Below are 26,794 nucleotides of genomic sequence, written 5' to 3' on the forward strand. Positions count from 1 at the left end.
AGTTCGACGTTAAAACTGCTCGTAAAGTTCTTGAACTGGTTTTAAAAGAATACGGTTGATTTCTTCAATCAACTGGCTCAGCTTCATTTCAGCTTCTAACATAGCCATAATTTTTTCATTAGATTGAGCAAGTTGGGCCGTCTTTTGAGCGTATTCTAACTCTTCGCCCGCAATTTCTTCACCTTTCACTTGCTTTTCTTGAAGCGTCATTTGGATTTTACGGAACGATTCAAATAAATCCTTTGCCTCTTGATCTTCTTTAACCGCTTGAATCGCCTCTTTCACGCCTTGCATTTCTGAAGTCTGGCGCAGTGTCGTTTCTAATTTGTTAATATCGTCGTAGATGTTCATGTTAAGTCTCCTAACTATTTACGATTAGTGCAATGATTCCTTGAACAATCCCAATCAGACCGCCAAGAACCCCACCAAGAATCGTGATCATTTTAAATTCTCTTCTTGATAAGCCTAACACAAGTTCCTCTAATCGCGAAACCGGGAAGGTGTTGACCTGCTCCTTGACTACTTGATCCAGCTTCAGTTTATCAAACAATTTCGGTAGTTCTGAATGCATGCGACTGAAGACAAAATCTAAAGTTTTCGGTACAAGAGTCTCCGTTAACACTGTAGGAGCACTTGGAAACAGCTTAGTGATCGGTTCGTCCAATTGCGATCCAATGGCCACTTGTTCATGAACATAGGTTTTAACTTGAGTGATGATAGGATCCACGTCAAACCCTTCTAACAAATCACTTACTGGACGTTCTTTAATTTTGTTCCACTCACCTTGAATAAGATTCGTAATAAGCTGATGAGTGCCCGGTGCATCCATGAACTTTGTGATTTCCGGTTGCAATTTATTCGCTAATGAATGGGAATCCCCCACCATCATCAAAATCATGTTTCCAAACGTTCCTTTAGATGCTAAGAAATCATCAACTAACTGCTTCAAAGTGCGTTTGCCATCCTCTGACTGAACAAACTCTTTTCCTCTAGTTAGTATCAAGCCTGTGAGTTCTGGAATCTTGGCTTCCACTTTCATGCGCCACTCTTCTGGCATCAGTTCTGTTAAAGTTCCCGTTTCAAGTGTTGCTTTCATTTTCAAGGCTTGCTGATCAATCTGACTATCAATCAACTGCGTGACTTTTTGTTCGACATCATTGAATTCTGCTCTCTCTAACCAAGTTCGAATGGAGACGCGGTCTAAGCCGAGATGGTCATTGATTTGTCTCTCAACGGTTTTATGAATCCTGTTCTTCACATCTTCGCTTAAATAGCGTTTTTCAATCAGCTCAGGCGTCAATAAGTAATGAATCACTAACTTCCCAAGCTGCGTTGCAAGTTCATCACGACGCTTTGGAATCAATCCTGGTGTAAAGGGCACTCGCCACTTCCCAATATATTTTGCTTCGTATGGACGAAATAACATTTTAATAGCAATATGATTGGTGAATGCTCCGATGATGGCACCAATTATAGCCATTGTTGTAATAGTAATTACGATTTCCATGTCTTCACCTTGTTTCTATAGTCTGTAGCCATTAGTATAACAAAAAGAGAGGTCCTGAAGGAATCAGGACCTCTCGCCAAACCAGTGCATATACCCTTGTAGCCGAATGGCAGGTTCTAATTCATGGATCACTTTTGAGATTCACCTCTTCACAGACTATGCTAAACTAAGAAAGACTATGAAAGGAGTGCCAGTATGTTACAGCATTTCAATTACAAATCCTTGTACGAAAATAAAGCCTTACCCGGATGGGAAGTCAGCTTTTATTACAAACATGAAAAATACCGTGCCGTCTACGAAAAAGATGGGACGATTCAATGGTTAGATGGAACACCTGAGAATGAAAAACAAGTCAAATCGTTCATCCATGAGCTCATGGTGTTTCATGTCTACGATTAAACGCGTCCCCAAGTCGGGAACGCGTTTTTTATTACGAGTATTTACGTAAAACATTGTAAAGTTTTGATTTGATGTCACGCTCATCACTTTTATGGATGGTGACGGGTACAAATGTCTCGTCTTGATCCAGTGCTTCTGCTAAGAAACCACCAAAGCCGCGAGCCTTGCGGTCAATCTGCAAATACAGTTCTGCTTTATCCGCTGTCTGACTTAAGAAGACCACTTCCAGCTCATCTAGCTTGCCATAGAATTCTCCTGTCATTGGTACGTATTCAAACTCTTGCATGAATGGATACATGCCGCGGAACTTACGTGAAGCTTGTTCACACTCAGCTTTACGTAAACGGAAGCCCAGAGCTTCTACCTCCTTCAACACAGATGCAGCAAGTGGTGTTGGCTCGACTTGAATGAAATCTTTATCTGTCGGGTCTACTGCAGAAGCAATATCCAGAACCGTTTGAATCCAAACACGTGTTGCTCCTTTTGTTACTGGCGTATCATAAGGTAGCGTGAACGAGAATGGGATTTCTTTGCTTTCGTTAGCTGCCAACGTAAAGCTATCTACCACTTTTTGTTTTTGAACAACCGCTTTATCCGTATACTTGCGGTCATCCATCTCACGTAGATACGTCGTGTAAACAGCAAGGTAAATCGCATCAATTTGCTGATCCGTCTTGCCTCCGCTGATTTTTACAACACCCTCCATCAACTCTCCTGCACGGTAGACCGCTTTCGTTAATACGGTATCCACTTTTGCCGAGCCAACTCCCATACTTGCTAACATTTTGTTGAAGAATGACATAGAAAACTCTCCTTTTCGTTTAGATACTACTAGTACGACTCAAGGATTCAAAAAGTTTCACGCAAGTTGAGCAGTTCCTGCTTGAAGACGATACATTTTTTCATATTGCCCTCCAAGAGCAATCAACTCGTCGTGGTTTCCGTTTTCAACAATCTCCCCTTTATCCAAAACGAGGATACGATCTGCATTTTTAATAGTAGATAGTCGGTGGGCAATGATAAACGTTGTCCGGCCTTTTTTCAGTACGTCCATTGCGTGCTGGATCAACTCTTCTGTCTCTGTATCAATGTTAGATGTGGCTTCATCTAGAATTAAGATTGCCGGATCAAACGCTAAAGCACGTGCGAACGAAATCAACTGGCGCTGTCCTGAAGAAAGCGTACTTCCTTTTTCAACCACCGGTGTATCGAGCCCTTTTTCAAGATTCTTAAGCACACGGTCTCCTCCAACAGCCTCGATAGCTCGCTCTACTTGCTCTCGACTGATTCGAGGGTCGTTCAAACTGATGTTCGTTGCAATAGTTCCAGTGAACAAATACGGATCTTGTAGCACAATCCCCATATGCTCACGAACCGCTTGTCTGGATAACGTGGTCATGTCTACTCCATCTATTGAAATCGTTCCTTTAGTCGGATCGTAGAAGCGGAACAGCAAATTCATGATAGAACTCTTACCGGATCCTGTATGGCCAACAAGAGCTATCGTTTCCCCTTTATTTGCAGAGAAATTTAAGTTCTTTAGGACGTACTCATCTTCTTTGTATGCAAACCACACATCTTTCACTGTGACATTGCCTTGATAGCGGGGAATCCGGTCATCTGAAACGATTTCTCCTTTTTCATCTAACAATTCAAAGACGCGAGAACCCGCTACTAATGAACGTTCGAGTTGAGAGAACTGATTGACGATTCCTGTAAGCGGATTGAAGAGTCGCGTGATGTAATCGACGAATGCATACAGGGTACCTGCTGTGACGGCAGCTTCGGTACCTATAGAAGCTGCCCCGAAGTATAAAATAAATCCTAAAAACATCATGTTTCGTAATACAAACACTAAGTTGAAAGACGTAGCTGAATCCAGCTTTAACAATTTACTTTGATAGTTGAAGTGGCTGGTATTCATTTCGGCAAATTCCTGTGCCATCTGCTTTTCTCTTCGGAACGCTTGAATGATTGACATTCCTTGAATCGATTCGTTGATCATCGCATTCATATCTGCAAGTTTTGTTCGTACGATTTGATTGTATTTTGAAGCGTACTTACGGTAGCTGATCATCCAGATGTAAACAAGAGGAATGATTACAAGAGCCATAGCCGCTAAGCGTACATCCAGAATAAATAAGGCAATATAGACACCTGTAATGGAAATGATACTTGTCGCAAACTGAGATAGTACTTGCACATACAGGTTGCGAATCGCTTCCGTGTCATTAGTCACGCGGGCAACAATCTTTCCTGCTGGGAGATTATCAAAGTAATGAACCGGGACACGTTGGATGTGCTGGAACACGTCATTCCTCAAGTGCTGAACAACGCGGTTGGCACCTACTTGCAACTGAATATACATGAAGTAGCGGAAAATCGCCGCTACAATCTGCAAGCCAAAGAAAACCGCAAGTAGCTGGGCAATGACGACAAAGTCAATCTGCTCTGCTGTAATTTGTGTATCAATGATATATTTGGCGATGAATGGACCAATCAAGTCCACTATGACCGCAATAGTGAGTAGACCAAGTCCACTCAAAATTGTTTTTTTGTATTTCAATGCATAGAGATACAGTCGCTTTGAGGTTGTCATCTCTACACCTCCTCTAACTGCTGACGGTCAAACTGTTCTCGGTACCAACCACCTTTAGCAAGAAGCTCTTGGTGCGTTCCGTGTTCAACAACGTGTCCATCATCAAGAACAATGATTTGGTCGGCATGTTGAATCGCTGATAAACGGTGGGTTGTGATTACCGTAGTTTTCCCCGTTCGATTTTGTTGAATATTTTCAATGATTTTTGATTCTGTTTTGGCATCTACTGCTGATAATGAGTCATCCAAGATCAAAATATCTGGATTTTTAATCAGTGCTCGAGCAATCGATACACGCTGTTTCTGGCCGCCAGATAAGGACACGCCTTTCTCTCCGACCAGTGTTTCAAGACCTAACGGAAGATTCCCTAAATCTTTTTCGAAGTACGCTAGGCGGATCGCTTCTTCAAGTTCCTGTTCCGTGGCATCTTCTTTACCAAATAAAATGTTTTCACGAATTGTGCGAGAGAACAACACATGATCTTGAGGGACATAACCGATTTTTTGAAGGACGTCTTCTCTAGATTGGTCCGCAATAGCCACGCCACCAATCTCAACAGCACCTTTACCCATCGGGTATTCTTTCAAAAGCTGCTTCACGAAAGTGGTCTTCCCTGCTCCTGTCTTCCCAACAATTCCAAGAGTCTCTCCAGCATCGACGCGAAGTTGCACGTCTTTCAAGTTGACGACTTGAGAAGTCGGATACGTGAATTCCACATTTCTGAATCCAACCGTAGGCTCTGGATTTCCTGTAGCTGGTCGCATCGGTTCTACTACGTCTTCTGGAGTCGATAAAGTCTCTTGCACACGGTCAAGCGAGGCATTCCCGCGCTGCATGACATTGATCAATTCCCCGATAGCAAACATCGGCCAAATCGCGAGGCCTAAATAGACATTAAACGTAACCAAGTTTCCTACTGTCATTTCACCTGTAGATACTAAGTGCGCTCCGTAGCCAAGTGCGATTACATAACTGATTCCCGTTCCTACTTTAGTGATTGGTCCGAACAAAGCGTCAATCCGTTCAACGACCATATTTTTCTCATAGACCATCTCACTCATATCCGCAAAGTTCTTTTCGTCTTGTCTCTCCTGTACATAAGCACGAATCACGCGCACCCCTGCAATCGATTCTAGGACTTGGTCATTCAACTCACCAAATGCATCTTGAGCCTCCATATATTTTTCATGAATGATTTTCCCTAAATACTGCATGATCAAAGCTAAGATAGGGATTGGTAGTAACGCGAAGAAAGTCAGTTTCCAAGATATTAAGAATCCCATTGCTAAGATGATCGCTGCCATATAAAGAGTCGAATCAATTAAAGTCATGATTCCAAAACCGGCTGTAGTAGCAACGGCATTTAAATCATTTGTAGCACGTGCCATTAAATCTCCTGTACGATTTTTCTCATAAAACCCAGGAGTCATCGATAAAAACTTATTCATGAGTCGCGTCCGCAAAATCCGTTCAATCTTCACAGATCCTCCGAATAACTGATACTGCCAAATAAAGTTGATGACGTAACCACCTAAAATAATGGCTGCGAACAAGCCCACATATGTCCGAAGTGAACCTTCCGTCAAAGTACCCGCTGTAATGGCATCAATCGCTTCTCCGATGATCCAAGGTGGGATGACTTCAATAACACTTCCAACGATCAGTAACGTGATAGCCACCGTATACCGAATCCAATGTTCTTTAAAAAACCAATTTAATTTACCTAACACACTAAACATATTTACTCATTCCTTTCACTAGCCACTCTCAAGAGACTCCGGTTTAGATACTTTTGAAATTCTGAACAATCCTTTCATCAATCCCACTCCTTCGATTTTTTCTAAATAATGGAAGTTGATAAGCACAAAAAAGCACATGCCCATAGAAATGGACATGTGCATAGAAACCACTATTTGTGGTTAAATGGCATGTATCATAACTAGTAGGTAGGCATTCATATGTGATTGTTGATTCTTAATAACTACGTTTTTCATGAGTCCTACCTCCATTCCTGATTATTTAGTACCTCTTTACACTAGCACAGTCAATTTTAGACTGTCAATACTATTTTTAATTAAATTAAACACCATAAACTAGTAAACCAAGTAATGCACTGATTGCCACTACTTTTAGTGGAGAAAACTTAAACGCTGTGAGCAGTGTGAATGTAATCAATACAATAATAAAATCATATGAAGATTTCACCGCACTCGTGAATACCGGATCATATAAAGCAGCGAGTAAGATTCCAACAACAGCTGCATTGACACCTTTTAGTGCTGCTTGAATTCCCTTCTTAGTCCGGATAAATGACCAAAATGGAAGCGTCCCAATGACTAATAAGAAAGAAGGTAAAAACATGGCAAACACAGCGAGTAGTGCTCCTGGAACTCCAGCTGTTACTTGCCCTAGAAATGCTGACAGCGTAAATAGTGGACCTGGCACAGCTTGAGCTAGTCCATAGCCTGCAAGGAACAAGTCACTCGACATCTCGACCTCACGTTCAAGCATAGGAAGTACGACGTGCCCGCCTCCAAATACAATAGAGCCGACACGGTAATACGTATCTAAAATACCAACATACACATTTTCAGTTAACGTTCGTACGAACGGCAGAGCCACAAGAAGACCAGCAAACAGTATCCATGCAACGATTCCTGCTCGTTTCCCGAAACTTAAAGACAATTCGACTGCATCTGGAGCTTGTTCTCTTCGGAATAAAAAGTAACCTACAACCCCTGCAACAACGATGACGCCGATTTGTCCCCAAGCTGTAGGGATAAGCAATACCCCTATAGCGGCTGCAATGGCTATTCCAATTCGAATCGCATCAGGTGCCAAATTCTTCTGCATGCCTAGTAGTGCGTGCGCTACTATAGCCACTGCTACAATTTTTAACCCTTGAATGATCCCGCTGTCAGTGACATTAAAGCCGACTACAAAATACGCTGCGAGCATTAAAAAAAGAACAGAGGGTAATGTAAATCCTGCCCATGAAATGATACCTCCAAGAATTCCCCCTCGGATCATCCCGATTGCAATTCCTACTTGCGAAGATGCCGGACCCGGTAAGAACTGACATAATGCCACGATGTCCGCATATAATTTATCATCTAACCATTTTCTTTTTTCCACATATTCATCTCGGAAATACCCGAGGTGAGCCGTTGGACCACCAAACGACGTGAGTCCTAGCTTCGTGGATGCTTTTGCAATTTCCCGTAAGTTTCCCATAGTGCCTCCCAAAAAATAAGATTCTGCTTATATAGTAACAAAATTCACTTTTACATAGATAGTATTTAAGTTAACTTTACAAAGTTGTAACTTTAGAAACCAGATTCGACCATTTATTGACTTTGAATCCTGGAGTCTGTAGAATAAAGGACGAGATTCTTAACCCATTCATGTGCTCGAAAACGACTTCTTCGGAAGTCGTTTTTGTCGTTTACAGGGAGTTGCAAGGAGGAAACAATTTGGAACTGTATACAAATTTGCGCAAAGGGGAAAAAGGCGCCTGGCTTAGTATTGGTGTCTATATCCTTTTGAGTTCCGTCAAGTACAGCGTAGGCTTGATTGGAGATTCAGAAGCGCTTCGAGCGGATGGATTGAACAACTTTACAGATATTATTGCGAGTGTAGCTGTGCTCATAGGCTTGCGTATTTCTCAGAAGCCACCAGATGATCAACATGCTTATGGCCATCTTCGTGCAGAGACAATCGCATCACTGACCGCTGCTTTTATTATGGCATTTATCGGGTTACAGGTCGTATTACAGTCGCTTCGTGGATTTGCGAATCCAGTTCATGAGAGTCCTTCCCTGCTCACATTGTGGGTAGGGCTTGCGAGTGCCGTCGTGATGTATGGAGTTTATAGATACAATGTGAAGCTTGCGGATAAAATTGACTCTTCTGCACTTCGTGCTGCTGCTATGGACAATCGGTCGGATGCTCTCGTATCACTTGGAGCTTCCATTGGTATTATCGGAGCCATTGTAGGCTTTCCTATTTTGGATACGATAACAGCATTTATCGTCGGCATCATCATTCTCTATACGGCTTATAGCATCTTCTATGAAGCCGCTTTTGCGTTGTCGGATGGATTCAGCAGTGACGACTCAGAGGCACTTTCCGTCTTAGTGTCACATACTCCCGGAGTATTTCAAGTGCTTGATTTGAAAGGACGAATGCACGGCAACCAAGCTTTGATTGATGTCACGGTTACCGTAGATCCTTATTTGAATGTCATCGAAAGCCACTGGATAACAGAAGAAATCGAACGTAAAGTTCGAAAAGCAAAGCCTCATGCCATCGTCTTGGTCCATATCGAACCGGAGTATGATTTAGTTGAGGATGACGATTAGATGTGTAAGGCGTTCGCAATTTGAATCTGAGAAGAACAAAGAAAAAGCGCTGTCCTCGGACGGCGCTTTTATCCTTTTCCACTTGGCTCTGTCAGACCGTGCTTCACAGCGTAAAGTGCCGCTTGCGTCCGGTCTTGCACATCGAGCTTCGAGAAAATGTTAGATATGTGCGTTTTCACAGTTTTCTCCGTTACGAACAATGTAGAGGCTATATCTTTGTTACTCTTCCCTTTCGTCAGCTCAGCCAACACATCTTGCTCACGAGCTGTTAATGGATTTGTCAGATGCGGCTTGTCTTCTTGACTGTCCTTATCGAGTTCCGTCTGGGCTACTGGACTGAGTGGCTTCTCACCTTTCATCAATTGCCGGATGACACTGGCTAGCTCATCAGGTTCGATATCCTTCAACTGATACCCACTAGCACCTGCTTCAATCGCTGGAACCACATGATCACGATCTGAAAAACTGGTAAGCATTAAAATATGAGTGTGAGGCAGTACCCTCTTGATTTCCCGGGTTGCTTGAATCCCATCTTTAGTTGGCATGACAAGATCCATCAATACCACATCTGGTTTGACAGCCCTTGCAATGGCAATCGCTTCTTCTCCGTCTTTTGCTTCCCCTACTACCTCAAAATCTTTCTGTGTCTTTAGAAAAAATAATAAACCCCTTCGAACGACGTGATGATCGTCCGCAATCACGATGCGAATCATAGGACCCCTCCTTAATATGGAATTCGGACAAAGACTTCTGTCCCTTTTGCAGGAGAACTGATCCATTCAATCGTTCCCTCGACAGCTTTGACTCGCTCTTGCATACTTTGCATCCCTACAGATGCTAAGCTCTCGGGAATCTTTCCTGCCACAAACCCTCGTCCTGTATCTTTTAAGATAAATAAAATATCCGTAGATGTGATCGTCAAAAACAACTCGGCATCGAGTGTCTCTGCATGTTTACGAATGTTATTTAGACCTTCCTGAGCGATACGGAACAGTGTCTCTTCGATGCGAGACGGCAGTTGGATGACTCCGCTCACCTGTGTCTTGAGCGAGATCCCTAACATCTCGGCGTATCCTTTAATGCCTTCTAGTAAGCCCGTTTCCAGACCTTTTGGTCGGAGCTGCCAAATCAATGCACGCATTTCCGTAAGCGCTTCTTGTGTCAGTTGATGGATATCCGAAAACGCCTGTTTCAAATCATGGTCTTCTGTCATTTCCATTGCCCCGCGAGACGTCAACGTTACGGAAAACAAGAGTTGGTTCACAGAATCATGAAGGTCTCGTGCCAACCGGTTGCGTTCTTGAACAAGTGCGATTTCTTGCTCTTGTTTCGTCAAGTAGATGCGTTTAATGGCAGAGCCTATTTGAAAGGCAATGGATTCAAGTAAAGCCAGTTCACTCTGATCATATTCTACTGTGTGCGGCGTCGCCACGTTCAAAAGTCCGAACTTTTCTTTTCCAGATTGCAGGGGGACCGTCGCGTGGTGGGTGATTCCTGCAGATGGCAAGGTGCTCTGCTTCCCAGCCTGTTCAATTCGCTGACATTCGATGATGTTCGACGCCTTTTGAAGTTCACCATTATGATAGCGTGAGACACACCAACAGCCACCCCGCTTCATCGAGCGGCACTCATTCTCCATTAAGGCAGGTGGCAGGTTTTCTGCCGCAATGAGCTGGTGCTTGCCCTTAGCGTCAATAAAGAAAATCCAGCCCGATGCAAAAATGCTACGTGTCAGTAGTTTTTTCAGTGCACCTTGGAGCATCGTCTCCATCTCGGTCTCTTCATTTAGGAATTCGGCAATTTCTTTTAGTAACGTCATGTGGTCATCTAAAGCTGGACTCATTTGTCTCCTCCGTCCTTTTAAAAAAAGACTGGTCAATGACCAGCCTCTTAGCCTTTTTTATATTCTACTGTATAGACATCGTGTCTGCGGTCTTTCAATTGTTTGACTGTTCCGTCTTGACGCTGGCGACGAAGGATCTCAAGATCCACGTCTCCGATCAGCACCATTTCCACGTTGGCTTCCGTTTCACCGACAATACCATCGCGGGCGAACTCAAAGTCAGAAGGTGCATAGATAGCAGACTGAGCATACTGGATATCCATGTTTTCCGTTTGAGGCAAGTTCCCGATAGTTCCGGAAATGACCGTATAGATCTGATTTTCTACAGCACGCGCCTGAGCGCAATATTTCACACGCAAGTAGCCTTGGCGATCTTCCGTACAGAACGGTGTGAAGATGATGTTAGCTCCCATATCTGTAGCAATTCGTGCAAGTTCAGGGAACTCAATATCATAACAGATCTGAATTGCAATCTTTCCACAATCTGTATCAAATACGCGGACAGAATCCCCCGCGCTGATGCCCCACCATTTGCGTTCATTTGGTGTGATATGGATTTTGTACTGCTTATCGATGGAACCGTCTCGGTGGAACAAATAGGCGATGTTGTAAATCTCATCGTTTTCTTCTTTCACAAAGTGCGAGCCGGCAATGATGTTGATGTTGTACCGTACTGATAAGTCACTGAACAGCTCCATATACTGCGGTGTGTATTCTGTTAGTCTGCGGACTGCTTGAGAAGGTGACGGCTCTTCTAAGAAAGACATCAACTGTGTTGTGAAAATCTCAGGGAACACGACAAAATCAGACTGTGCGTCTGACGCCACGTCGACAAAATATTCTACTTGGTTAGCGAATTCTTCGAACGAGTTGATTTTGCGCATCATGTACTGAACTACGCAGATTCGAACTGGATAGCTTGTTCGGAAATGGCGTTTTGATAGTGGGATGTAGTCCACGTTGTTCCATTCCATAAGCGTTGCAAATTTACCCGATGCTTTATCATCTGGTAAATAGTTTGGATTGATCCGCATTAAAGTAAAGCCGTTCATCAACTGGAATGTCAGTACCGGGTCATAGATTTTGTGACGTGACACAGCTGTCACATATTCACGAGGAGACATTTCATCCGAATATTTATGATAGTTCGGAATGCGGCCACCAATGATGATGGATTTCAGATTGTATTGTCTTGCAATATCTTTTCTTCCTTCATACAGTCGTTGGCCCACTTTCATCCGGCGGTAATCCGGGTGCACCATGACTTCAATCCCGTACAAGTTATAGCCGTCCGGATTGTGGTTCGTGATGTAGCCACCATCCGTGACATCAGACCAGGAATGACGGTCGTCGTACTCATCAAAGTTGATGATCAGACTTGAACAAGATCCAATGACTTTGCCATCTAGTTCAGCCACGAGTTGCCCGTCTGGGAACACTGTCAAGTGGCTTCGTAAATGTTCCACTTTCCACGGCTCCATACCTGGGAATGACAAGCGCTGCATCTCTAAAATCGAATCTATATCAGCAAATGTCATCGGTCGGATGATCATATGCTTTTCAAATTGGGTGGAATCGAATTCTTCTTTCACACAAACCCCTCCTTCAAGACGTTATCCCTCATTATACCTTGTTGTGGAAGAGGTTGAAAATAATTTACTTGATTCTGTCTATTGTCTATACTTGAAGAGAAACTGCTCCTGAAAGGACTATCTATGTATGACTAAAAAGACAGAAAACGGGTTACTCGGTATTTTCGGGCTCGCACTGGTCGCTACACTTGGTTCTCTTTATTTTTCTGAGATTCGTGGGTATGAACCATGCGAACTTTGTTGGTATCAACGCATTTTGATGTATCCTATTGTATTGATTTCAGGTATCGCTATTTACCAAAAGAATGCAAGAATCGCTTTGACGACACTGGTCTTCTCTTCTATTGGAGCGTTGACGAGCGGCTATCACTACGCCATTCAAAAAATTGATTTCTTTGGGGAACAAGCTCCTGCTTGCGGCGTTGTCTCCTGTACAGGCGAATACATCAATTATCTCGGATTTATCACAATTCCATTTTTAGCCTTAGTGGCATTCATCGGAATTGCTACCATCAGTTTTATTCTTGTAAAACACAACAAGGAGGACAAAACAGCATGAAAAAATTACTGATTTTCGGCGGTGTGATCGTCGCTGCATTTGTACTGATCATCGTCTTAACGAACCTATCCAATCAAGAAAAACTAGCTAATAATCCATACGACACGGAAGACTTATCGCAGTCTACGATTGATTTGATTGATGATGAGAACTATCAAAACATCATCTTGCCAGATGAACTACAAGAAAAACTAGACAACAAAGAATCGGTGACGGTCTATTTCTTTAGTCCAGAATGTAGTTTCTGTAAAGAAATGACTCCAGTCTTGATGCCTCTTGCGGATCAAGAGGACGTGGAAATCTTCCAGTACAACTTACTTGAATATCCACAAGGCGGAGCGGACTTTAACATCCAATCGACTCCAACCCTTATCCACTTCAATGAAGGCGTTGAAGAAATGCGTGCTACTGGAGCGATTCCAGAAGCGGATATCTTGCGCTTCTTTGATGAAGTTGTAAAAAACTAAGTGCCCGAAGGAGTTCTCTATGAAGTTTCTTGTAAAAATTAAAAGCCCAGGTGTACTTACCATTGAAGAGCTGCTGAAGGATAATTGGCAGCTTGGGAAGAAGACCATCCATAACTTGCGTATGCAAAAGGCATTCCAAACACCTGAAGGCGTTCCGCTCGATTGGAGTCAGCCTTTGCAAGCAGAACAGCTGCTTCATATTCGATTTGAAGAGGAAGCGTCTCAGTACTTCCCAAATCCAAAAGTGCCTGTCCAGCCGTTTTACGAAGATGAGCACTTACTTATCGTCGGCAAGCCTGCTGGTGTGAAGACCCATCCGAACGACGTGACGGAAACCGCGACGCTGATGAACGGTGTATTTCACTATCTAGATTCTAAAGGCCATTCGTACGCTGAACACGTTCACCGTCTAGATGAAGGCACTAGTGGGCTTGTCCTGGTTGCGAAGCATCCGATAGCTAAAAACTTACTCGATAGAATGCTTGAGAAAAAGCAGATCGTCCGGACGTATGAAGCGATTGTAGAAGGCGCTGTGAAGAAGGACCACGGTACGATCAAAGCGGCCATCGCCTCGGATCGTCATCAGCCTACTCGCCGTCGTGTTTCACAGACAGGACAGACAGCCATTACTCATTATCAAGTAGTTGGGCGTAATCCTCAAATTACGAAAGTTCACGTATTACTCGAGACAGGTCGCACGCATCAGATCCGTGTCCATATGGCGCATATCGGCCACCCGATCGTAGGAGACACATTATACGGAGCTAGAGCGGTCAAAGCTCCTCATTACGCACTGCAAGCCTTCCGTATCCAGTTCCGCCATCCACTGACAGGTGAACTGGTGAATGTCGAAATTCCAAGAACCTAAAAAAACGCCGTTTCCATTTAAGGGACGGCGTTTTCTATTACACTTCATAAAATTCTTTATAGACTTCTTCAAGTCTGCGGTTCACAGGAGTCACTGCCTGAATCCCCACGCCATGTTCGAGTAACCATTTTAAATAGACATCAATATCAGTAGAAGGATTCGTGAGAATGCTATTCTTTTTCAATTCGTAATCATAGCCACTTGTGAGCAAAAGTTGATCAATGTCTCCATCATACAAATACTTGATTTCAAAAGCTGTACTCTGTTCGGGGTCAAGCTTGTCGGTAATCAGATGACCATCCTTGATGAACCAGATCTTGCTTGTGAGATCCTCTAAAATATCCAAATTGTGTGTAGAGACGACAATGCTGATTCCCTGCCCATGCAGTGTACGAATCAACTGCTTCAACTCAATTGTACTTGTTGGATCCAACCCATTGAATGGTTCATCCATTAAGATGATTGCCGGCTTTGTGAGAATACTGAGTGCTATCAATAAATGTTGTCTCATTCCGTACGAATAAGATTTCACCGGTTGATTCACATACGACCGAATCCCAATCAGCTCAATTACTGCATCAATCTCGGAAGTTGGAATCTCATAAATCGTTGCAACAAAAGCAAGATGATCGTATCCACTCAATTGCATGTACAGATAGTTATCACTAGGAAGAAAGGAAATGTACTTGAAATAGTTCGAATCCGTTGGATGATAGCCATTCAGAGTAACCTGCCCTTTTTCTATCTCTTCAAGTCCTAAAATAGAGCGCATCAGAGTAGACTTTCCTGCCCCGTTTGGCCCAACTAATCCTATAAGCTCCCCTTTTTCAATGGTGAACGAAATTCCCTTCAAAACAGGTTTTGTCTTATACTTCTTCTCAAGATTTACCACTGTCAGTTCCATCAAGATACCGCCCTTCTTTTCACGAAAAATCCTGTGATGAACAAAACACTTCCTGCAACAACTAGTATCCCTATTCCTGTTAGCGGTGTGGCATACTGTGAGGCCGCTTCAATCGTTTTCCAGCCATCGACTACTCGCCAAGTGTCAAAATAAATGAACGGATTCCACCACTTAACTGTTTGTGTTCCTGTCCAGTATCCTATTATGACCACAACTAGCGTTAAAACGACGGTGACATAGTAATTTTTCAAAAGTTTCCCTATGAACGTAAAGAGACCGTTTAAAAAGAATAGCTGAGCAAAAGCTAAAGCAATCGCAGTTAAGATTAATGTTCCAAGACCTGTAAATGAGAAATAAGCTTGGTCATGAAACGCATAAAAATCAGTTTCGGCTAGTCTTTCAATCGAATAAACAGGTATTGGATAAGCAGACTCACCAAAACCACCAATCAATGTGGCGATACAAAATACTATACCACCCACTAGTAGCAGTAAAGCTGCTGCGGAAAGTAAATTATAGATCCATTTAGTAGTATAAACCGACTGAAAAGATAGCGGCTTTGTTGAGAGAAAACTGATGGTAGACTGTGGCGTTCGCTCTTCTGAAACTGCTGTCCACAGAAACGCGACAAACGCAAAAAGTATAAGCCCCATCATATTCCATTCAAAAAATTTGTATAGCATGAATTGGCTACTTGAATCGTATTTTTGATTTTGATTTTGAAGGTATTGAGAGCTAGCTGCTAATTCAGCATCTTCCTCAAGCTCCGGATCATCAAAATGCGACACCCAGTAAACGCCATACGGCCACGAATCGATTCCAGAGCTTTTGAGAATCGTTCGTTGTTCTTCTGATGCCATGCTTGAAACCGTCCAAGTGCCTTGCTCTAGATCTTTATAAGACCCTCCACTGTGCTTTGATTCAAGATCATTGAAAAGTTGAGGGAAGTTTTCTTCGTAGATGAGGCGTCTTAACTCCTCGAACTCGTCATACTGTTCGTTCAAAACATCTAAGAAATCTAGAAAAAAATCTTCTTCGTATTCACCTGGTTCACGATTCAACTTTTCATCGTTTTGTCGCATTATTTCAATCTCAACTGCAAGGTTTTCATGATTGAGTTCTGTATTCGTTATCTGTTTTGTTATGAACTTCTGTTTTTCATCTATTAGATTTAAAGCAATTCTCGGTAGTGCTTGCACTTGATTTTGAATGAAGAAAAATACACCAAGTTGGGTTATCAAAACAAGCGCTATAGTAATCGCAATATGGCGCTTTCTCTTCTTTTTTCGATATTCAAACTGTAACAGCTGCCATTTTGGATAAAATGAGCGTTCTTTAAGGTTTGAAGAGGACACTGGAAGCTTTACACTTATGGATTTACTCGAACCAATAAAGTACAATACTCCTAATGTGAGGAGTGTTGTAACTAGTCCCATCACTCCTAAGTAAACAAGATATGTATTGGTGATAAAGAAGTCTCCTGCAGTAAAACCAAGAAGATGCAAGGGATTTGCGAGTTGAAATCCAAAAAAACTATACACGAGATAAGAAAGGGAGAGCGCCATTACTAAAATTACTGCAAATGAACCGACTGATGCTTTTTGTTTCATAAAGGAAGTAAAGAGAAGTAGTACTAGTGTCATGAAAATCAACCAACTTAAAGGTTTGAAGAGTAGCAATTTCCACACGGGAATAAAGACTAATTCTGTACCACGTAACACTTCTACCGGATAATGAATACTTTCCCAGTTCCCTGAAAGTAGAACAGGTGCACTAGCCAATAAAACACCTATAATTACATATAGCATTACGGAACCGAATAATAAGAGTAAATAGCTAGAGTAAATGGATCTACTAGACAATGATTGTAATTTCAAGAAATCCACTATACGGTTTTCTCGGTCAATAGTGTAGCGATAGCTAAAAATAACTAAGAATAAAAATAACGTAATCGGATTAAAGAGAATTTCAAAAACTTGTTTTGTGAAAAGAGCAGAATTATATGGTGTTTTCTCTTCTAGGTAGGGTAATTCATTTTCAAGTAAGAGAATTGCTTTATTCTTCTCGTGATTTTCATCAGATCTTCCCATATAGAAAATCGGTTTCAGCTCGATAAACTTCGAATATTCTTCGTAAAATGTAATTTGGTTTTTGGAAATATCTAAATTTCCTTCCTCCAGTTTCTTTCGAATCATTAGCAAAGCTTCTTCTTTTTTAGCTAGAGGTTCGAGCGATTTAATTTCGTTTTCTGAAGCTCCAATATCCTCATTTTTCGCTGTAATCGTTGTCAAAAGCAACTCGACATTCTCTAACTTATTCTCTGTAGATTCCTTTAACTGGTTTACAGTAGTTTCAGCTTGCGATTGATTATATAAAAATAATGAGCATACAAATGCAATCATCAAAATGAAAATTATTGGTATCCACTTTGTTTTCAACCAGTCTTTCATCATAAACTTAACAACGTGCTTCATATAAGCCCCCTTCTCAACATTCCCTCTTTTTCCTTTTTTTTCATCTATTGTTAATGATATCTGAACAATCTTGCATCTACAAGACAAAAAAAAACCACTCAAAATAATTTGAGTGGTATCTATCTTTATTAAAAATCAAAATGGAAGTTGTCAGGATCTTTGCCGACACGTTCATTACGGTTCAATGCATCAATAATCCGCATATCTTCTGCAGAGAGCTCAAAATCATAGACATCTGCATTTTCTTCGATACGATGAGGCTTTACGGACTTCGGTATGACAACCAAATCTCCTTGTAAGTGCCAACGAATGATGATCTGCGCCGTCGACTTTCCGTGTTTTTCGGCCAAACGAACGAGACTTGGTTCTTCTAAAAGGCGTCCACGTGACAAAGGCGACCAGCTCGTCACAGCAATGTTGTGCTCTTTACAGAACTCACGCAGCTCAAACTGAGCAAGGCGCGGGTGACACTCTACTTGATTCATCATAGGCGCAACATTCGCGGTTGCCATGATTTTCTCTAAGTGATGTGCATGGTGATTGGAGACGCCCGTTGCACGGAGTAGCTTCTCGTCGTATAAACGCTCAATTGCTCGGTAAGTATCTACATAGGTCTCTTCAACCGGCCAATGTGTAAGATAAAGATCTAAATAGTCCATGTTCAATAACTTCAAGGATTTCTCAAAAGCACGTAAAGTTTGGTCATATCCTTGGTCTGAGTTCCAGACTTTTGTCGTGACAAAGATTTCAGAGCGATCGATACCCGCATGGCGAACCGCTTCTCCTACCTCTTGTTCGTTGTCATATAAAGATGCCGTGTCGATGTGGCGATATCCACTTTTTAGTGCATGTGAGATAGCTTGTAGCGCTTCATCTCGGTCTGTCATTTTGTAGACGCCTAGACCTAAGCGTGGAATCTCTATGCCGTTTTGTAATGTCTTTGTTGATTGTAATGATAGTTCCACTGATGTCACTCCTCGCGTTTTTGTATCTCTGGTGATTTGTCGTGTTGGCTTGGATCTGCGACACGCTCATCTTGAGATAGTTCTCGCTCATCACGTAATTTCTCCATCTGCTTGCCGAGCTGTTTTACTTCTTCCATGTTGGATGCCATAGAGCCGTTTTCTTTAGATGTGTTTTCTTTCGTCATGTGTCGTCTCCTCCTTTTTCTATCATGTTAGCCCAATTGACGTCATTTTGCCATAAATAGCCGAACGCTGGCGTTTCTTTTTTGTTTTTATTCCTGTATACTGAAAGCAGACTATTAAGCTAGGAGGCACAACCCATGAAATTACTTTTAATCCTCGGTGTATGTGTAGCATTCCTTTCTGCAATCTTTACTGCAGGCTATGATGATAAACCAGGTTCAACAACACAAAAATAAGTGAAAGAAGGACAGCCCCTATTTGGGAGGCTGTCCTTTTTTAATGCAGTCCTGGGTAGTTCTGCTGACGCAATGCTTCATATGCCAGAATAGCCGCTGTGTTCGACAGATTTAATGAACGAATATTATCGTTCATCGGAATCCGAAGCGCTCGGTCTGGATGTGCTTCTCGAAACTCGACTGGAAGACCTGTTGTTTCACGTCCAAAAATGAAGAAGTAGTCTTTATCTGAATCGCTAAAATCAAAGTCTGTATGAGGTTTTGAACCAAATTTCGTCAGCAAGAAGAATTCTCCTTGCGGATACGCACTAACAAATTCTTCAAGTGACTCGTGATACGTGATGTCGACATGCTCCCAATAATCAAGGCCTGCTCGCTTCAACATTTTGTCGTCTGTTGAAAATCCGAGAGGTTTAATCAAGTGCAGTTTGACACCTGTTCCTGCGCACGTTCGCGCAATGTTTCCTGTATTTGCAGGAATCTGTGGTTGATAAAGTACGATATGGATGGCCATTATTGTTCTCCTTTTAGTAAAGCCTCTTGTATTTCTTCGATTACTAGTCCTTCTTTTTCTTGATCAAGTTGGTGTCGTAATGCTTCAGTGCCTTCGGTCGAAGTAAGTTCCCCTAAAGCCCATGCTGCCGTCCCTCGCATAACCGGTCGTGGATCTTCCGAAAGAATGGAAATCAGCTTCGGAATAGACTCTCGCTCTTTGAAATGAACGAGAGCAATAATGGCATTTCTCTGAATGGGGTTCTTCCCTCGCCAGGCTCCTGACATGTGTCCATACGTTTCTTTGAATGTACGATTGGTATGTTCAAGCAGGGGCATTAAAAGTGGTTTTACGAGCTCTGGATCCGGTGTAAAGTCTTGTTGGTGTGCTGAATGTTTGCCTTTATTTTTCGGACAGACCGTCTGACAGGTATCACACCCATAAACACGATTTCCAATTTTCGCACGGAACTCTTTCGGTACCATCGTCTTTGTCTGAGTGAGGAATGCGATACAGCGCTGCGCATTGAGTTGTCCCCCTTCGATCAAAGCACCAGTAGGACAGATATCTAGACACAATCTACAATCACCGCACTCGTCTTCCATAGGTACAGAAGGCTCAAAAGGTAGATTGGTGAGCATTTCACCTAGATAGACGTAAGAACCAAACTCCGGAGTGATAATAGAGCAGTTCTTCGCACTCCAGCCAATCCCTGCTCGCTCTGCCACGGCACGATCGGACAGTTCCCCCGTATCAACCATAGACTTCAATTTGGCGTCTGGGGCATGAACTAAAATAAATGCCTCTAGCTTTGCCAGTTTTTCTCGTAGTACGGTATGGTAATCCATTCCCCAAGAAGCTCTTGCAAAAATACCACGTCTTGCCCCACGTTTGCTTTGTGGTGCATCTTTCATTTTCGATGGGTATGCAAGCGCAATCGAGATGATTGTCTGCACACCATCTAATAATTGTACTGGCTCTGTACGCTTAGTAATGTCAGGTTCTTCAAATCCAGATGCGTAGCCAAGTTGTTGCTGTAAAAGAAGACGCTGCTTCAAGTCAGGAAACGGTGCAGCAGAAGCAAAACCTATTTTATCGATTCCAATGGAATGGGCATAGTGAATGAGTTGTTGTTGAAAGTCGCGTACGTTCACCTGCCTCACCTCCTATGGTATGATTTCTATGTAGAAAGGATGGGTGTGTATGCGTGTTGCATTAGAGCCACAGCTCGTTGAACTTGTACCTGAGCTAAAAATCGGCCTTATCCATTATACCAAAATTTCTGTAGGGGACTCGCCCCAAATGCTTAAAGGTCGCCTCCAGCTGTTCCAAGAGCAATTGTTTTTTGAAATCGAAGAGAAAGGTCTCTCCTATTTTGACCGTCTCAATTCATGGCGCTCTCTGTTTAAACTGACTGGATCGAATCCGTCACGGTACCGTCCATCGGCAGAAGCTCTCTACCGAAGAGTAGCCAAACAAAACTATTTCACACCAGTCCACTCCGGTGTCGACAGCAATACATTCTTTTCTCTTTATTACGGCATTCCGTTTGGGCTGTATGATACAAGCACCCTATCAGGAGACGTTACGTTCTCTATTGGTACGAATGATACGAACTACGATGCATTGAACGGACGCACTACTTCCCTCACTGGAATTGTGCACTCTTCTGATGACGAAGGGGCATTTGGAAGCCCATATGTGGATTCGAAGCGTTCAGCTGTGACGACGAGTACGACTGAGGCACTCCATGTCGTTTACTTCACACCAGATATGGACATAGAAGAAGCAGACAAGCTACTACAAGCCGTGTCGTCGATGTTTATTCAAGTCCACGGAGGAGATTCATCTTCAGTCGTACTAACCAAGACAAAATCAGAAGGAATGATTTAGATGGCAAGATTTACACTAGCAGATGGAATTCGTCTGCGCAGTTTATTGACTAAGCAAGTACAAGAGCTCGAACAAGAGATGCTTCGCGTCGCGTTTACTGTAGCAGAAAAAGGACAGCCTTTACAGGATCAAAAACGCGGTGTTGAAGATGTGGATTTTGAAATCAAGCAGGTCCGCCAAGATATCATGCTTTTAGACCGTTTGATTTATGAAGCCAATATAGCGAATGCAATCGACTATCAAGGCGAAGCCATTCCACTAGTTGAAGCAATCGAGTATGCGATGCAGCTTCGTGCACAAGCCAAAATATACAAACAACTCGGAGCATCTTCAAAAGAACAACCGGAGTTTGGATACGGAGACACAGTCGCTTACATGCGCTATGCTCGCTTTGAACCAGATGAGTACCGGGAAAAAGCCCTTCAGTACGAGCGTAACGCCAATAAAGTATCCGGACTTGTCAATGCGCAGAACTATCAAGTCGAGCTTCCATTCGACGCTTCCCGTTACGAATAACCTCTGTCAGGTGAGAGTCCTGACAGAGGCTGGTCCGGTCTCAACTACTTTATAGTGAAGCCAACCCATGACCCTTCACTTTTTACACAGTTACCCTTCTCTAGTGACCAACCAACTACTAGATGCTTATGCAAATTCAACCGGATCAGAAAACGCCTGGATGTCCTCGGACATCCAGGCGTTTTGTATTAATACGCGCGGCCGAACCACACGCTATGTTTTGCTTCTTTTCCACAGTTGACACATGTTTTCTTTTCAGTCGGTGGATTGAAAGGAATGTTTCGCGTCGTGAATTTCGTCTCTTCTTTGACGTTCTCTTCACAAGCGTCTTCTCCACACCAGCCTCCAAGGATCCAGCCTGGTATCTTGCCAGCTTCAGCGGACTCTTCGATGTGAGCTTTTAATTGCTCTAATGTATCAATGTGAGTATGGCTATTCTCTTCACGGAAAGCGACCGCTTTGTCATAAAGTCGAGTCTGCATCACTGTTAATTCGTTTTCAATCGATGCGACTAGGTCGTCAAGAGCAACTGCTGTCTTCTCTTCTGCATCACGTGCTTTCATAAGCGCTTGGCCATTCTCTAAATCACGAGGACCTAATTCTACGCGTACAGGAACACCTTTCAATTCCCACTCGTTGAACTTGTAACCAGGAGATTGATCCGAATCATCAAGTTTCACACGGATCCCTTTTGCTTTTAATTCATCAAAGACTTTATCCAAGTTTTCAACGATTTCTGGCTTCTTCTTCCAAGGACCTACTGGAATCAAAACTACTTGCGTCGGCGCCATTTTTGGTGGCAATACAAGGCCTTGCTCGTCTCCATGAACCATAATCATGGCACCAATCAAACGAGTAGACGTTCCCCAAGATGTCGTATGCACGTGAACGTGCTTGTTTTCTTTATTCAAGTACTTAATATCAAAGGCTTCTGCAAATTTTGTACCTAAGTAGTGAGATGTTCCAGCTTGAACAGCCTTCCCGTCTTTCATCATCGCTTCGATTGAATACGTATCTACCGCACCTGCAAAGCGCTCTGAAGGTGTCTTTTGACCATCGTAAACTGGAATTGCGAGTAAGTCTTCCACTACTTCTTTATAAACTTGAAGCATTTGCATTGTCTCTTTACGAGCATCTTCTTCGTCTACGTGTGCTGTATGTCCTTCTTGCCATAAAAATTCTGATGTACGAATGAATGGTAACGTCTTTTTCTCCCAACGGAATACATTCGCCCACTGGTTGATAAGAACAGGCAGGTCACGGTAACTCTTGATCCAATCAGAGTAAAGATGTCCAATCATCGTCTCAGATGTAGGACGAAGTGCTAGACGCTCTTCTAGTTGCTCGCCAGCAGCTTCAGTCACCCAAGGAAGTTCTGGAGAGAAACCTTCAATATGATCCTTCTCTTTTTGGAAGAATGACTCAGGAATTAGCATTGGGAAGTACGCATTGCGGTGACCTGTCTCTTTAAAGCGACGGTCCATCTCTGCTTGAATTCGCTCCCACAGTTCATAGCCGTCAGGTTTGAACGCGATACACCCACGAACTGGTGTGTAATCCATCAAATCTGCTTTTTGAATCGTATCAATATACCACTTAGAAAAATCGTTTTGTTGCACTGACATAGTATTGCCTCCTTTGATTTTGACAAAATAAAAAGCAGAAAAACACCCCAAAGGGCGTCTTCCTGCTGAATAGACACGGTACCACCTTCATTCGTCACAAGGACGATCTCAAGCGCTTTGTATCGGTAGCGGGCCGGCTGTGTTTGCACAGCATCTCCGTGGGAGGTTTCAGTACATAGGGACGGCGCAGCTCTCATCACTCACTGCACTTTCTGAACGTGTATGTCACTTACTTGACCACTTCAAAGACTCTTCTATATCAAATTCACTATAGCAAAAAATCTGTAGTTGCGCAATATGATTAGATGGAAAGCCGGTCCTTCTCACTTCTACCATAAACGGCATAATAAAGACCTATGGTTACGAATGCCAAAAAACCAAGACTCAGATACATTTGTGAAAAACTCACTATATCTAAAACAAAACCTAAAATATACGGGCCGAAGCCTAAACCAGCATCTAAAAAGATAAAGAATGTAGAAGTCGCCATACCCATACGTTCTCTTGGTGTAATTTTTACCGCTATCGCTTGTGTGCATGATTGAATATTCCCAAAACCAAAGCCAATCAGGGACGCTGCGATCAAAAAGCTTAAAGAGCTAGTTGCCGAACCCAGCACTACAAGTCCTGCCGCAAGCAATACAAATGCAGGATACATCACATAGTTGGCCCCTTTCATGTCCATTAGCCGCCCAGTGAAGGGGCGAGAGACCAATACTGAAATGGCATAAACTAAGAAGAATACACTTGCTGCTTTAATCAAATCTTGTTCAATAGCATAGAAGTTCATAAAAGATAGAACACTAGAGAAACAAAAGGCAACAGCAAGAGTAACGAAAGCTATTGGAATCGCGGATGGTTCTAAATAACGTCGAATTGAAAATTTCTGCTTAACACCAGGTTCGTTAGCTACATCAAGTTTCAGAGTTGGAACTTGAACTACTAAACCAGCTAGTAATCCAACTATACCTACACCTAAACAGATAGCGAATATGGTTTGGAATGTAGTAACTTGAGTAAGTAACAAACCGACAAAAGGACCGATGGCTGTCGCCAGTGTGGAACTCATGCTGAAGTATCCAATTCCCTCACCTCTTCTAGCCATCGGGATTATGAATGCTACGATAGTGGCTGCGGCCGTGCTAGCAATACCTAAAGAGATTCCATGAAGCAGACGAGTGATCAGTAATACTGTAATGGATGAAGAGAAAAAATAGAGTAAGGTCACTGTATTAAACAAGATAAATCCTATAATTAATGTTTTCTTTCGACCTATTCGTTCAATACGAGCTCCAATAAATAGTCTTCCAATTAAAGTACCCACTATAAAAATTCCAGTAACGAGGCCAGCTTGACTGGTAGTAGCTTTAAACTCATCAACAGCATAGAGGCCAATAATAACTACTAATAAGAAAAAAACGAGTGTCAGTAGAAAGTTGACACTCGAGATCATGATAAAGTTCTTCGTCCATAATCGTTCTTGTTTCATTTCTACCTCCCCTTTCTAAATAAAAGAAAAAACTCTACCTGGCAGAGGTAGAGTCACAAACTACTTGTAAAGATGATACCGGCGGTCGGGGTCGAACCGACACTCCCGTGAAGGAACTGGATTTTGAGTCCAGCGCGTCTGCCAATTCCGCCACACCGGCAAAGTAGTATTTATGGAGGCGGCAACCGGATTTGAACCGGTGATAAAGGTGTTGCAGACCTGTGCCTTACCACTTGGCTATGCCGCCAATTTATTGGAGCGGAAGACGAGGTTCGAACTCGCGACCCCCACCTTGGCAAGGTGGTGTTCTACCACTGAACTACTTCCGCAAAATGGCTGGGGTACTAGGATTCGAACCTAGGCATGACGGAATCAAAATCCGTTGCCTTACCGCTTGGCTATACCCCAATACTTATTAAAAAAATGGTGGAGGGGGACGGATTCGAACCGCCGAACCCGAAGGAGCGGATTTACAGTCCGCCGCGTTTAGCCACTTCGCTACCCCTCCAGAGGTCTTTATGGTGGAGGATGACGGGATCGAACCGCCGACCCCCTGCTTGTAAGGCAGGTGCTCTCCCAGCTGAGCTAATCCTCCAGTATGTCGCTGTTTCACAGGACAAGAATTATTGTAGCATGACGAAATGGGTCATGCAAGGGTTTCTCTAAAAAACTTCTTCATTTTAAAGGAAAACTGTCTACCCTCTGAGAGCAGACAGCTGTAAGCTTCCAGCCGGGATCGAACCGACGACCTCATCCTTACCATGGATGCGCTCTACCTACTGAGCTATGGAAGCAAAAATGGCTCCGAAGGCAGGACTCGAACCTGCGACCTGCCGGTTAACAGCCGGATGCTCTACCAACTGAGCTACTTCGGAACAGTACATTCTCTATTATAGCAACCTGTGCAATAAGGTCAACGTAAATTTATAGGGAATTTGTTAAAGGTTTTACTAAAAAGGCTTTTGAGTCTTAAAAGCTTTTCTAGAAAGGGAGGGTTTGGAGCATTCATTCATTTGAGGCGATTTTTTCATTGGTCGGCTATGGAAATGACTTGCGGTGATTTATAAAGTGGGGCCAGCAATTGCTGCTTTGATGCGAATCGTCGGCAGATGGAGCGTTTACGGAGGCAGATATTGATTTTGCGTCGGCAGATGACGCTTTTGCGTCGAGACCTCGTTCGTTACTAGGCGCATCGTCGGCAGATGGAACGTTTACGGAGGCAGATATCGATTTTACGTCGGCAGTTGGCGCGTTTACGTCGAGACCTCGTTCGTTCCTAGGCGCATCGTCGGCAGATGGAACGTTTACGGAGGCAGATATCGATTTTACGTCGGCAGATGACGCGCTTGCGTCGAGACCTGCATAAAATCTGCACCAGTCGGGCTTCCACCACCGACGTCTTTCTAGAAAGTCCTTCCCCATCAAAAGACCTTGCCTTCTGCATCTTCACGTAATCGAATTGCAGGCGTTAGAAATACATTCAAAGATCATTCGCACCCACAGAGGCAGAGTGCGCCTCCCCGTCCACGCTGGCATTTCCCGGAGTCTCTGGACAGTCGGCTCCACATCTAAGAATACAAAAAAGGCCATCCCTCTCGGGATGACCTTCGTGTTGCCCAGCGACGTCCTACTCTCACAGGGGGAGACCCCCAACTACCATCGGCGCTGAAGAGCTTAACTTCCGTGTTCGGTATGGGAACGGGTGTGACCTCTTCGCCATCATCACTGGACATGAGCCTGTTCGCTCAAAACTGGATAGAACTTCATTGATTTTTTTGGTTAAGTCCTCGATCGATTAGTATTCGTCAGCTCCACACGTCG

General features: G+C 43.1%; 24 protein-coding genes, 8 tRNA genes and 1 rRNA gene. 7 read left to right on the forward strand and 26 right to left on the reverse strand.

Annotated features, from left to right (window positions below):
* Positions 1–9: 9 nt before the first annotated feature.
* A complete protein-coding gene (locus tag CQS04_RS04390) occupies positions 10–351 on the reverse strand; it encodes a YlbF family regulator (RefSeq protein WP_100352945.1) in 342 nt (113 codons plus the stop codon).
* Positions 352–361: 10 nt separating this feature from the next.
* On the reverse strand, positions 362–1,507 hold the full coding sequence (locus CQS04_RS04395; protein WP_100352946.1) for a DUF445 domain-containing protein: 1,146 nt from the start codon (positions 1,505–1,507) through the stop codon (positions 362–364).
* A 195-nt stretch (positions 1,508–1,702) separates the two neighbouring features.
* Here CQS04_RS04395 and CQS04_RS04400 point away from each other — a divergent pair, with 195 nt between their 5' ends.
* Positions 1,703–1,906 (forward strand): DUF5342 family protein, encoded by a 204-nt coding sequence (locus tag CQS04_RS04400; protein ID WP_100352947.1) that lies wholly within the window; start codon positions 1,703–1,705, stop codon positions 1,904–1,906.
* 31 nt (positions 1,907–1,937) lie between these two features.
* Here the strand turns inward: CQS04_RS04400 and CQS04_RS04405 are convergent, their stop codons facing one another.
* The 4 genes from CQS04_RS04405 to chrA all read right to left on the reverse strand — a co-directional run bounded on the left by CQS04_RS04405 (position 1,938) and on the right by chrA (position 7,739).
* On the reverse strand, positions 1,938–2,708 hold the full coding sequence (locus CQS04_RS04405) for a sporulation protein (RefSeq protein ID WP_100352948.1): 771 nt from the start codon (positions 2,706–2,708) through the stop codon (positions 1,938–1,940).
* 57 nt (positions 2,709–2,765) lie between these two features.
* A complete protein-coding gene (locus tag CQS04_RS04410; RefSeq protein ID WP_100352949.1) occupies positions 2,766–4,505 on the reverse strand; it encodes an ABC transporter ATP-binding protein in 1,740 nt (579 codons plus the stop codon).
* Between the two features lie 2 nt (positions 4,506–4,507).
* Complete coding sequence (locus CQS04_RS04415; protein ID WP_100352950.1) at positions 4,508–6,244, reverse strand: ABC transporter ATP-binding protein; 1,737 nt, start codon at positions 6,242–6,244, stop codon at positions 4,508–4,510.
* Between the two features lie 340 nt (positions 6,245–6,584).
* A complete protein-coding gene (gene chrA / locus CQS04_RS04420; RefSeq protein ID WP_100352951.1) occupies positions 6,585–7,739 on the reverse strand; it encodes a chromate efflux transporter in 1,155 nt (384 codons plus the stop codon).
* A 239-nt stretch (positions 7,740–7,978) separates the two neighbouring features.
* Between chrA and CQS04_RS04425 the strand changes: the two genes are divergently transcribed.
* Positions 7,979–8,866: a cation diffusion facilitator family transporter gene (locus tag CQS04_RS04425; RefSeq protein ID WP_100352952.1), complete on the forward strand. Its 888-nt coding sequence runs from the start codon at positions 7,979–7,981 to the stop codon at positions 8,864–8,866.
* A gap of 68 nt (positions 8,867–8,934) precedes the next feature.
* On the opposite strand, the gene CQS04_RS04430 is transcribed toward CQS04_RS04425, so the two are convergent.
* Genes CQS04_RS04430 through CQS04_RS04440 form a run of 3 tightly spaced genes read right to left on the reverse strand, consistent with a single transcriptional unit; the run spans position 8,935 to position 12,301 of the window.
* Positions 8,935–9,579 (reverse strand): response regulator transcription factor, encoded by a 645-nt coding sequence (locus CQS04_RS04430; protein WP_100352953.1) that lies wholly within the window; start codon positions 9,577–9,579, stop codon positions 8,935–8,937.
* Positions 9,580–9,590: 11 nt separating this feature from the next.
* Positions 9,591–10,709, reverse strand: a complete 1,119-nt coding sequence (locus tag CQS04_RS04435) for a GAF domain-containing sensor histidine kinase (protein WP_100352954.1) — start codon at positions 10,707–10,709, stop codon at positions 9,591–9,593.
* Positions 10,710–10,756: 47 nt separating this feature from the next.
* The gene (locus CQS04_RS04440) at positions 10,757–12,301 is read right to left on the reverse strand and encodes a carbon-nitrogen hydrolase family protein (protein ID WP_094941403.1); all 1,545 of its coding nucleotides are present in this window, start codon (positions 12,299–12,301) and stop codon (positions 10,757–10,759) included.
* Positions 12,302–12,428: 127 nt separating this feature from the next.
* Here CQS04_RS04440 and CQS04_RS04445 point away from each other — a divergent pair, with 127 nt between their 5' ends.
* The 3 genes from CQS04_RS04445 to CQS04_RS04455 are packed head-to-tail and all read left to right on the forward strand — an operon-like array spanning position 12,429 to position 14,195.
* Positions 12,429–12,860 carry a disulfide oxidoreductase gene (locus tag CQS04_RS04445; protein ID WP_100352955.1) on the forward strand — a complete coding sequence of 144 codons (432 nt, stop codon included), beginning with the start codon at positions 12,429–12,431 and terminating at the stop codon, positions 12,858–12,860.
* On the forward strand, positions 12,857–13,327 hold the full coding sequence (locus tag CQS04_RS04450) for a thioredoxin family protein (protein ID WP_100352956.1): 471 nt from the start codon (positions 12,857–12,859) through the stop codon (positions 13,325–13,327). The genes CQS04_RS04445 and CQS04_RS04450 overlap by 4 nt, the downstream gene beginning before the upstream one ends.
* Before the next feature lie 19 nt (positions 13,328–13,346).
* Entirely contained in the window at positions 13,347–14,195 is an 849-nt protein-coding gene (locus CQS04_RS04455; RefSeq protein ID WP_100352957.1) for an RluA family pseudouridine synthase, read from the forward strand.
* 37 nt (positions 14,196–14,232) lie between these two features.
* Here the strand turns inward: CQS04_RS04455 and CQS04_RS04460 are convergent, their stop codons facing one another.
* From CQS04_RS04460 to queG, 6 genes are all read right to left on the reverse strand, one after another.
* Positions 14,233–15,099 (reverse strand): ABC transporter ATP-binding protein, encoded by an 867-nt coding sequence (locus tag CQS04_RS04460; protein WP_100352958.1) that lies wholly within the window; start codon positions 15,097–15,099, stop codon positions 14,233–14,235.
* On the reverse strand, positions 15,099–17,573 hold the full coding sequence (locus tag CQS04_RS04465) for a hypothetical protein (protein ID WP_100352959.1): 2,475 nt from the start codon (positions 17,571–17,573) through the stop codon (positions 15,099–15,101). Before CQS04_RS04465 ends, CQS04_RS04460 begins: the two co-directional genes overlap by 1 nt.
* A 128-nt stretch (positions 17,574–17,701) precedes the next feature.
* Positions 17,702–18,538, reverse strand: a complete 837-nt coding sequence (locus tag CQS04_RS04470; RefSeq protein WP_100352960.1) for an aldo/keto reductase — start codon at positions 18,536–18,538, stop codon at positions 17,702–17,704.
* Between the two features lie 5 nt (positions 18,539–18,543).
* On the reverse strand, positions 18,544–18,723 hold the full coding sequence (locus CQS04_RS04475; protein ID WP_094941398.1) for a hypothetical protein: 180 nt from the start codon (positions 18,721–18,723) through the stop codon (positions 18,544–18,546).
* A gap of 274 nt (positions 18,724–18,997) precedes the next feature.
* Positions 18,998–19,471 (reverse strand): tRNA (uridine(34)/cytosine(34)/5-carboxymethylaminomethyluridine(34)-2'-O)-methyltransferase TrmL, encoded by a 474-nt coding sequence (gene trmL, locus CQS04_RS04480; protein ID WP_100352961.1) that lies wholly within the window; start codon positions 19,469–19,471, stop codon positions 18,998–19,000.
* Entirely contained in the window at positions 19,471–20,604 is a 1,134-nt protein-coding gene (gene queG, locus CQS04_RS04485) for a tRNA epoxyqueuosine(34) reductase QueG (protein ID WP_100352962.1), read from the reverse strand. Before queG ends, trmL begins: the two co-directional genes overlap by 1 nt.
* A gap of 49 nt (positions 20,605–20,653) precedes the next feature.
* Between queG and CQS04_RS04490 the strand changes: the two genes are divergently transcribed.
* On the forward strand, positions 20,654–21,343 hold the full coding sequence (locus CQS04_RS04490) for a B3/B4 domain-containing protein (protein WP_100352963.1): 690 nt from the start codon (positions 20,654–20,656) through the stop codon (positions 21,341–21,343).
* Positions 21,344–21,859, forward strand: a complete 516-nt coding sequence (locus CQS04_RS04495) for a hypothetical protein (protein WP_100352964.1) — start codon at positions 21,344–21,346, stop codon at positions 21,857–21,859.
* A gap of 188 nt (positions 21,860–22,047) precedes the next feature.
* Here the strand turns inward: CQS04_RS04495 and proS are convergent, their stop codons facing one another.
* From proS to rrf, 11 genes are all read right to left on the reverse strand, one after another.
* Positions 22,048–23,484: a proline--tRNA ligase gene (gene proS / locus CQS04_RS04500; protein WP_100352965.1), complete on the reverse strand. Its 1,437-nt coding sequence runs from the start codon at positions 23,482–23,484 to the stop codon at positions 22,048–22,050.
* Positions 23,485–23,785: 301 nt separating this feature from the next.
* Entirely contained in the window at positions 23,786–24,973 is a 1,188-nt protein-coding gene (locus tag CQS04_RS04505) for an MFS transporter (RefSeq protein ID WP_100352966.1), read from the reverse strand.
* Positions 24,974–25,049: 76 nt separating this feature from the next.
* Positions 25,050–25,133 (reverse strand) — tRNA-Leu (locus CQS04_RS04510).
* A 13-nt stretch (positions 25,134–25,146) separates the two neighbouring features.
* A tRNA-Cys gene (locus CQS04_RS04515) sits at positions 25,147–25,220 on the reverse strand.
* 7 nt (positions 25,221–25,227) lie between these two features.
* Positions 25,228–25,302, reverse strand: a tRNA-Gly gene (locus CQS04_RS04520).
* Between the two features lie 4 nt (positions 25,303–25,306).
* Positions 25,307–25,381 (reverse strand) — tRNA-Gln (locus tag CQS04_RS04525).
* A 16-nt stretch (positions 25,382–25,397) separates the two neighbouring features.
* Positions 25,398–25,481, reverse strand: a tRNA-Tyr gene (locus CQS04_RS04530).
* A gap of 11 nt (positions 25,482–25,492) precedes the next feature.
* Positions 25,493–25,568 (reverse strand) — tRNA-Val (locus CQS04_RS04535).
* A 126-nt stretch (positions 25,569–25,694) separates the two neighbouring features.
* Positions 25,695–25,767: transfer RNA gene (locus tag CQS04_RS04540), tRNA-Thr, on the reverse strand.
* Positions 25,768–25,772: 5 nt separating this feature from the next.
* Positions 25,773–25,848, reverse strand: a tRNA-Asn gene (locus CQS04_RS04545).
* Between the two features lie 739 nt (positions 25,849–26,587).
* A 5S ribosomal RNA gene (gene rrf, locus CQS04_RS04555) occupies positions 26,588–26,703 on the reverse strand.
* Between the last annotated feature and the right edge of the window lie 91 nt (positions 26,704–26,794).

It is taken from the genome of Chryseomicrobium excrementi (assembly GCF_002798305.1).
GTDB lineage: Bacteria > Bacillota > Bacilli > Bacillales_A > Planococcaceae > Chryseomicrobium > Chryseomicrobium excrementi.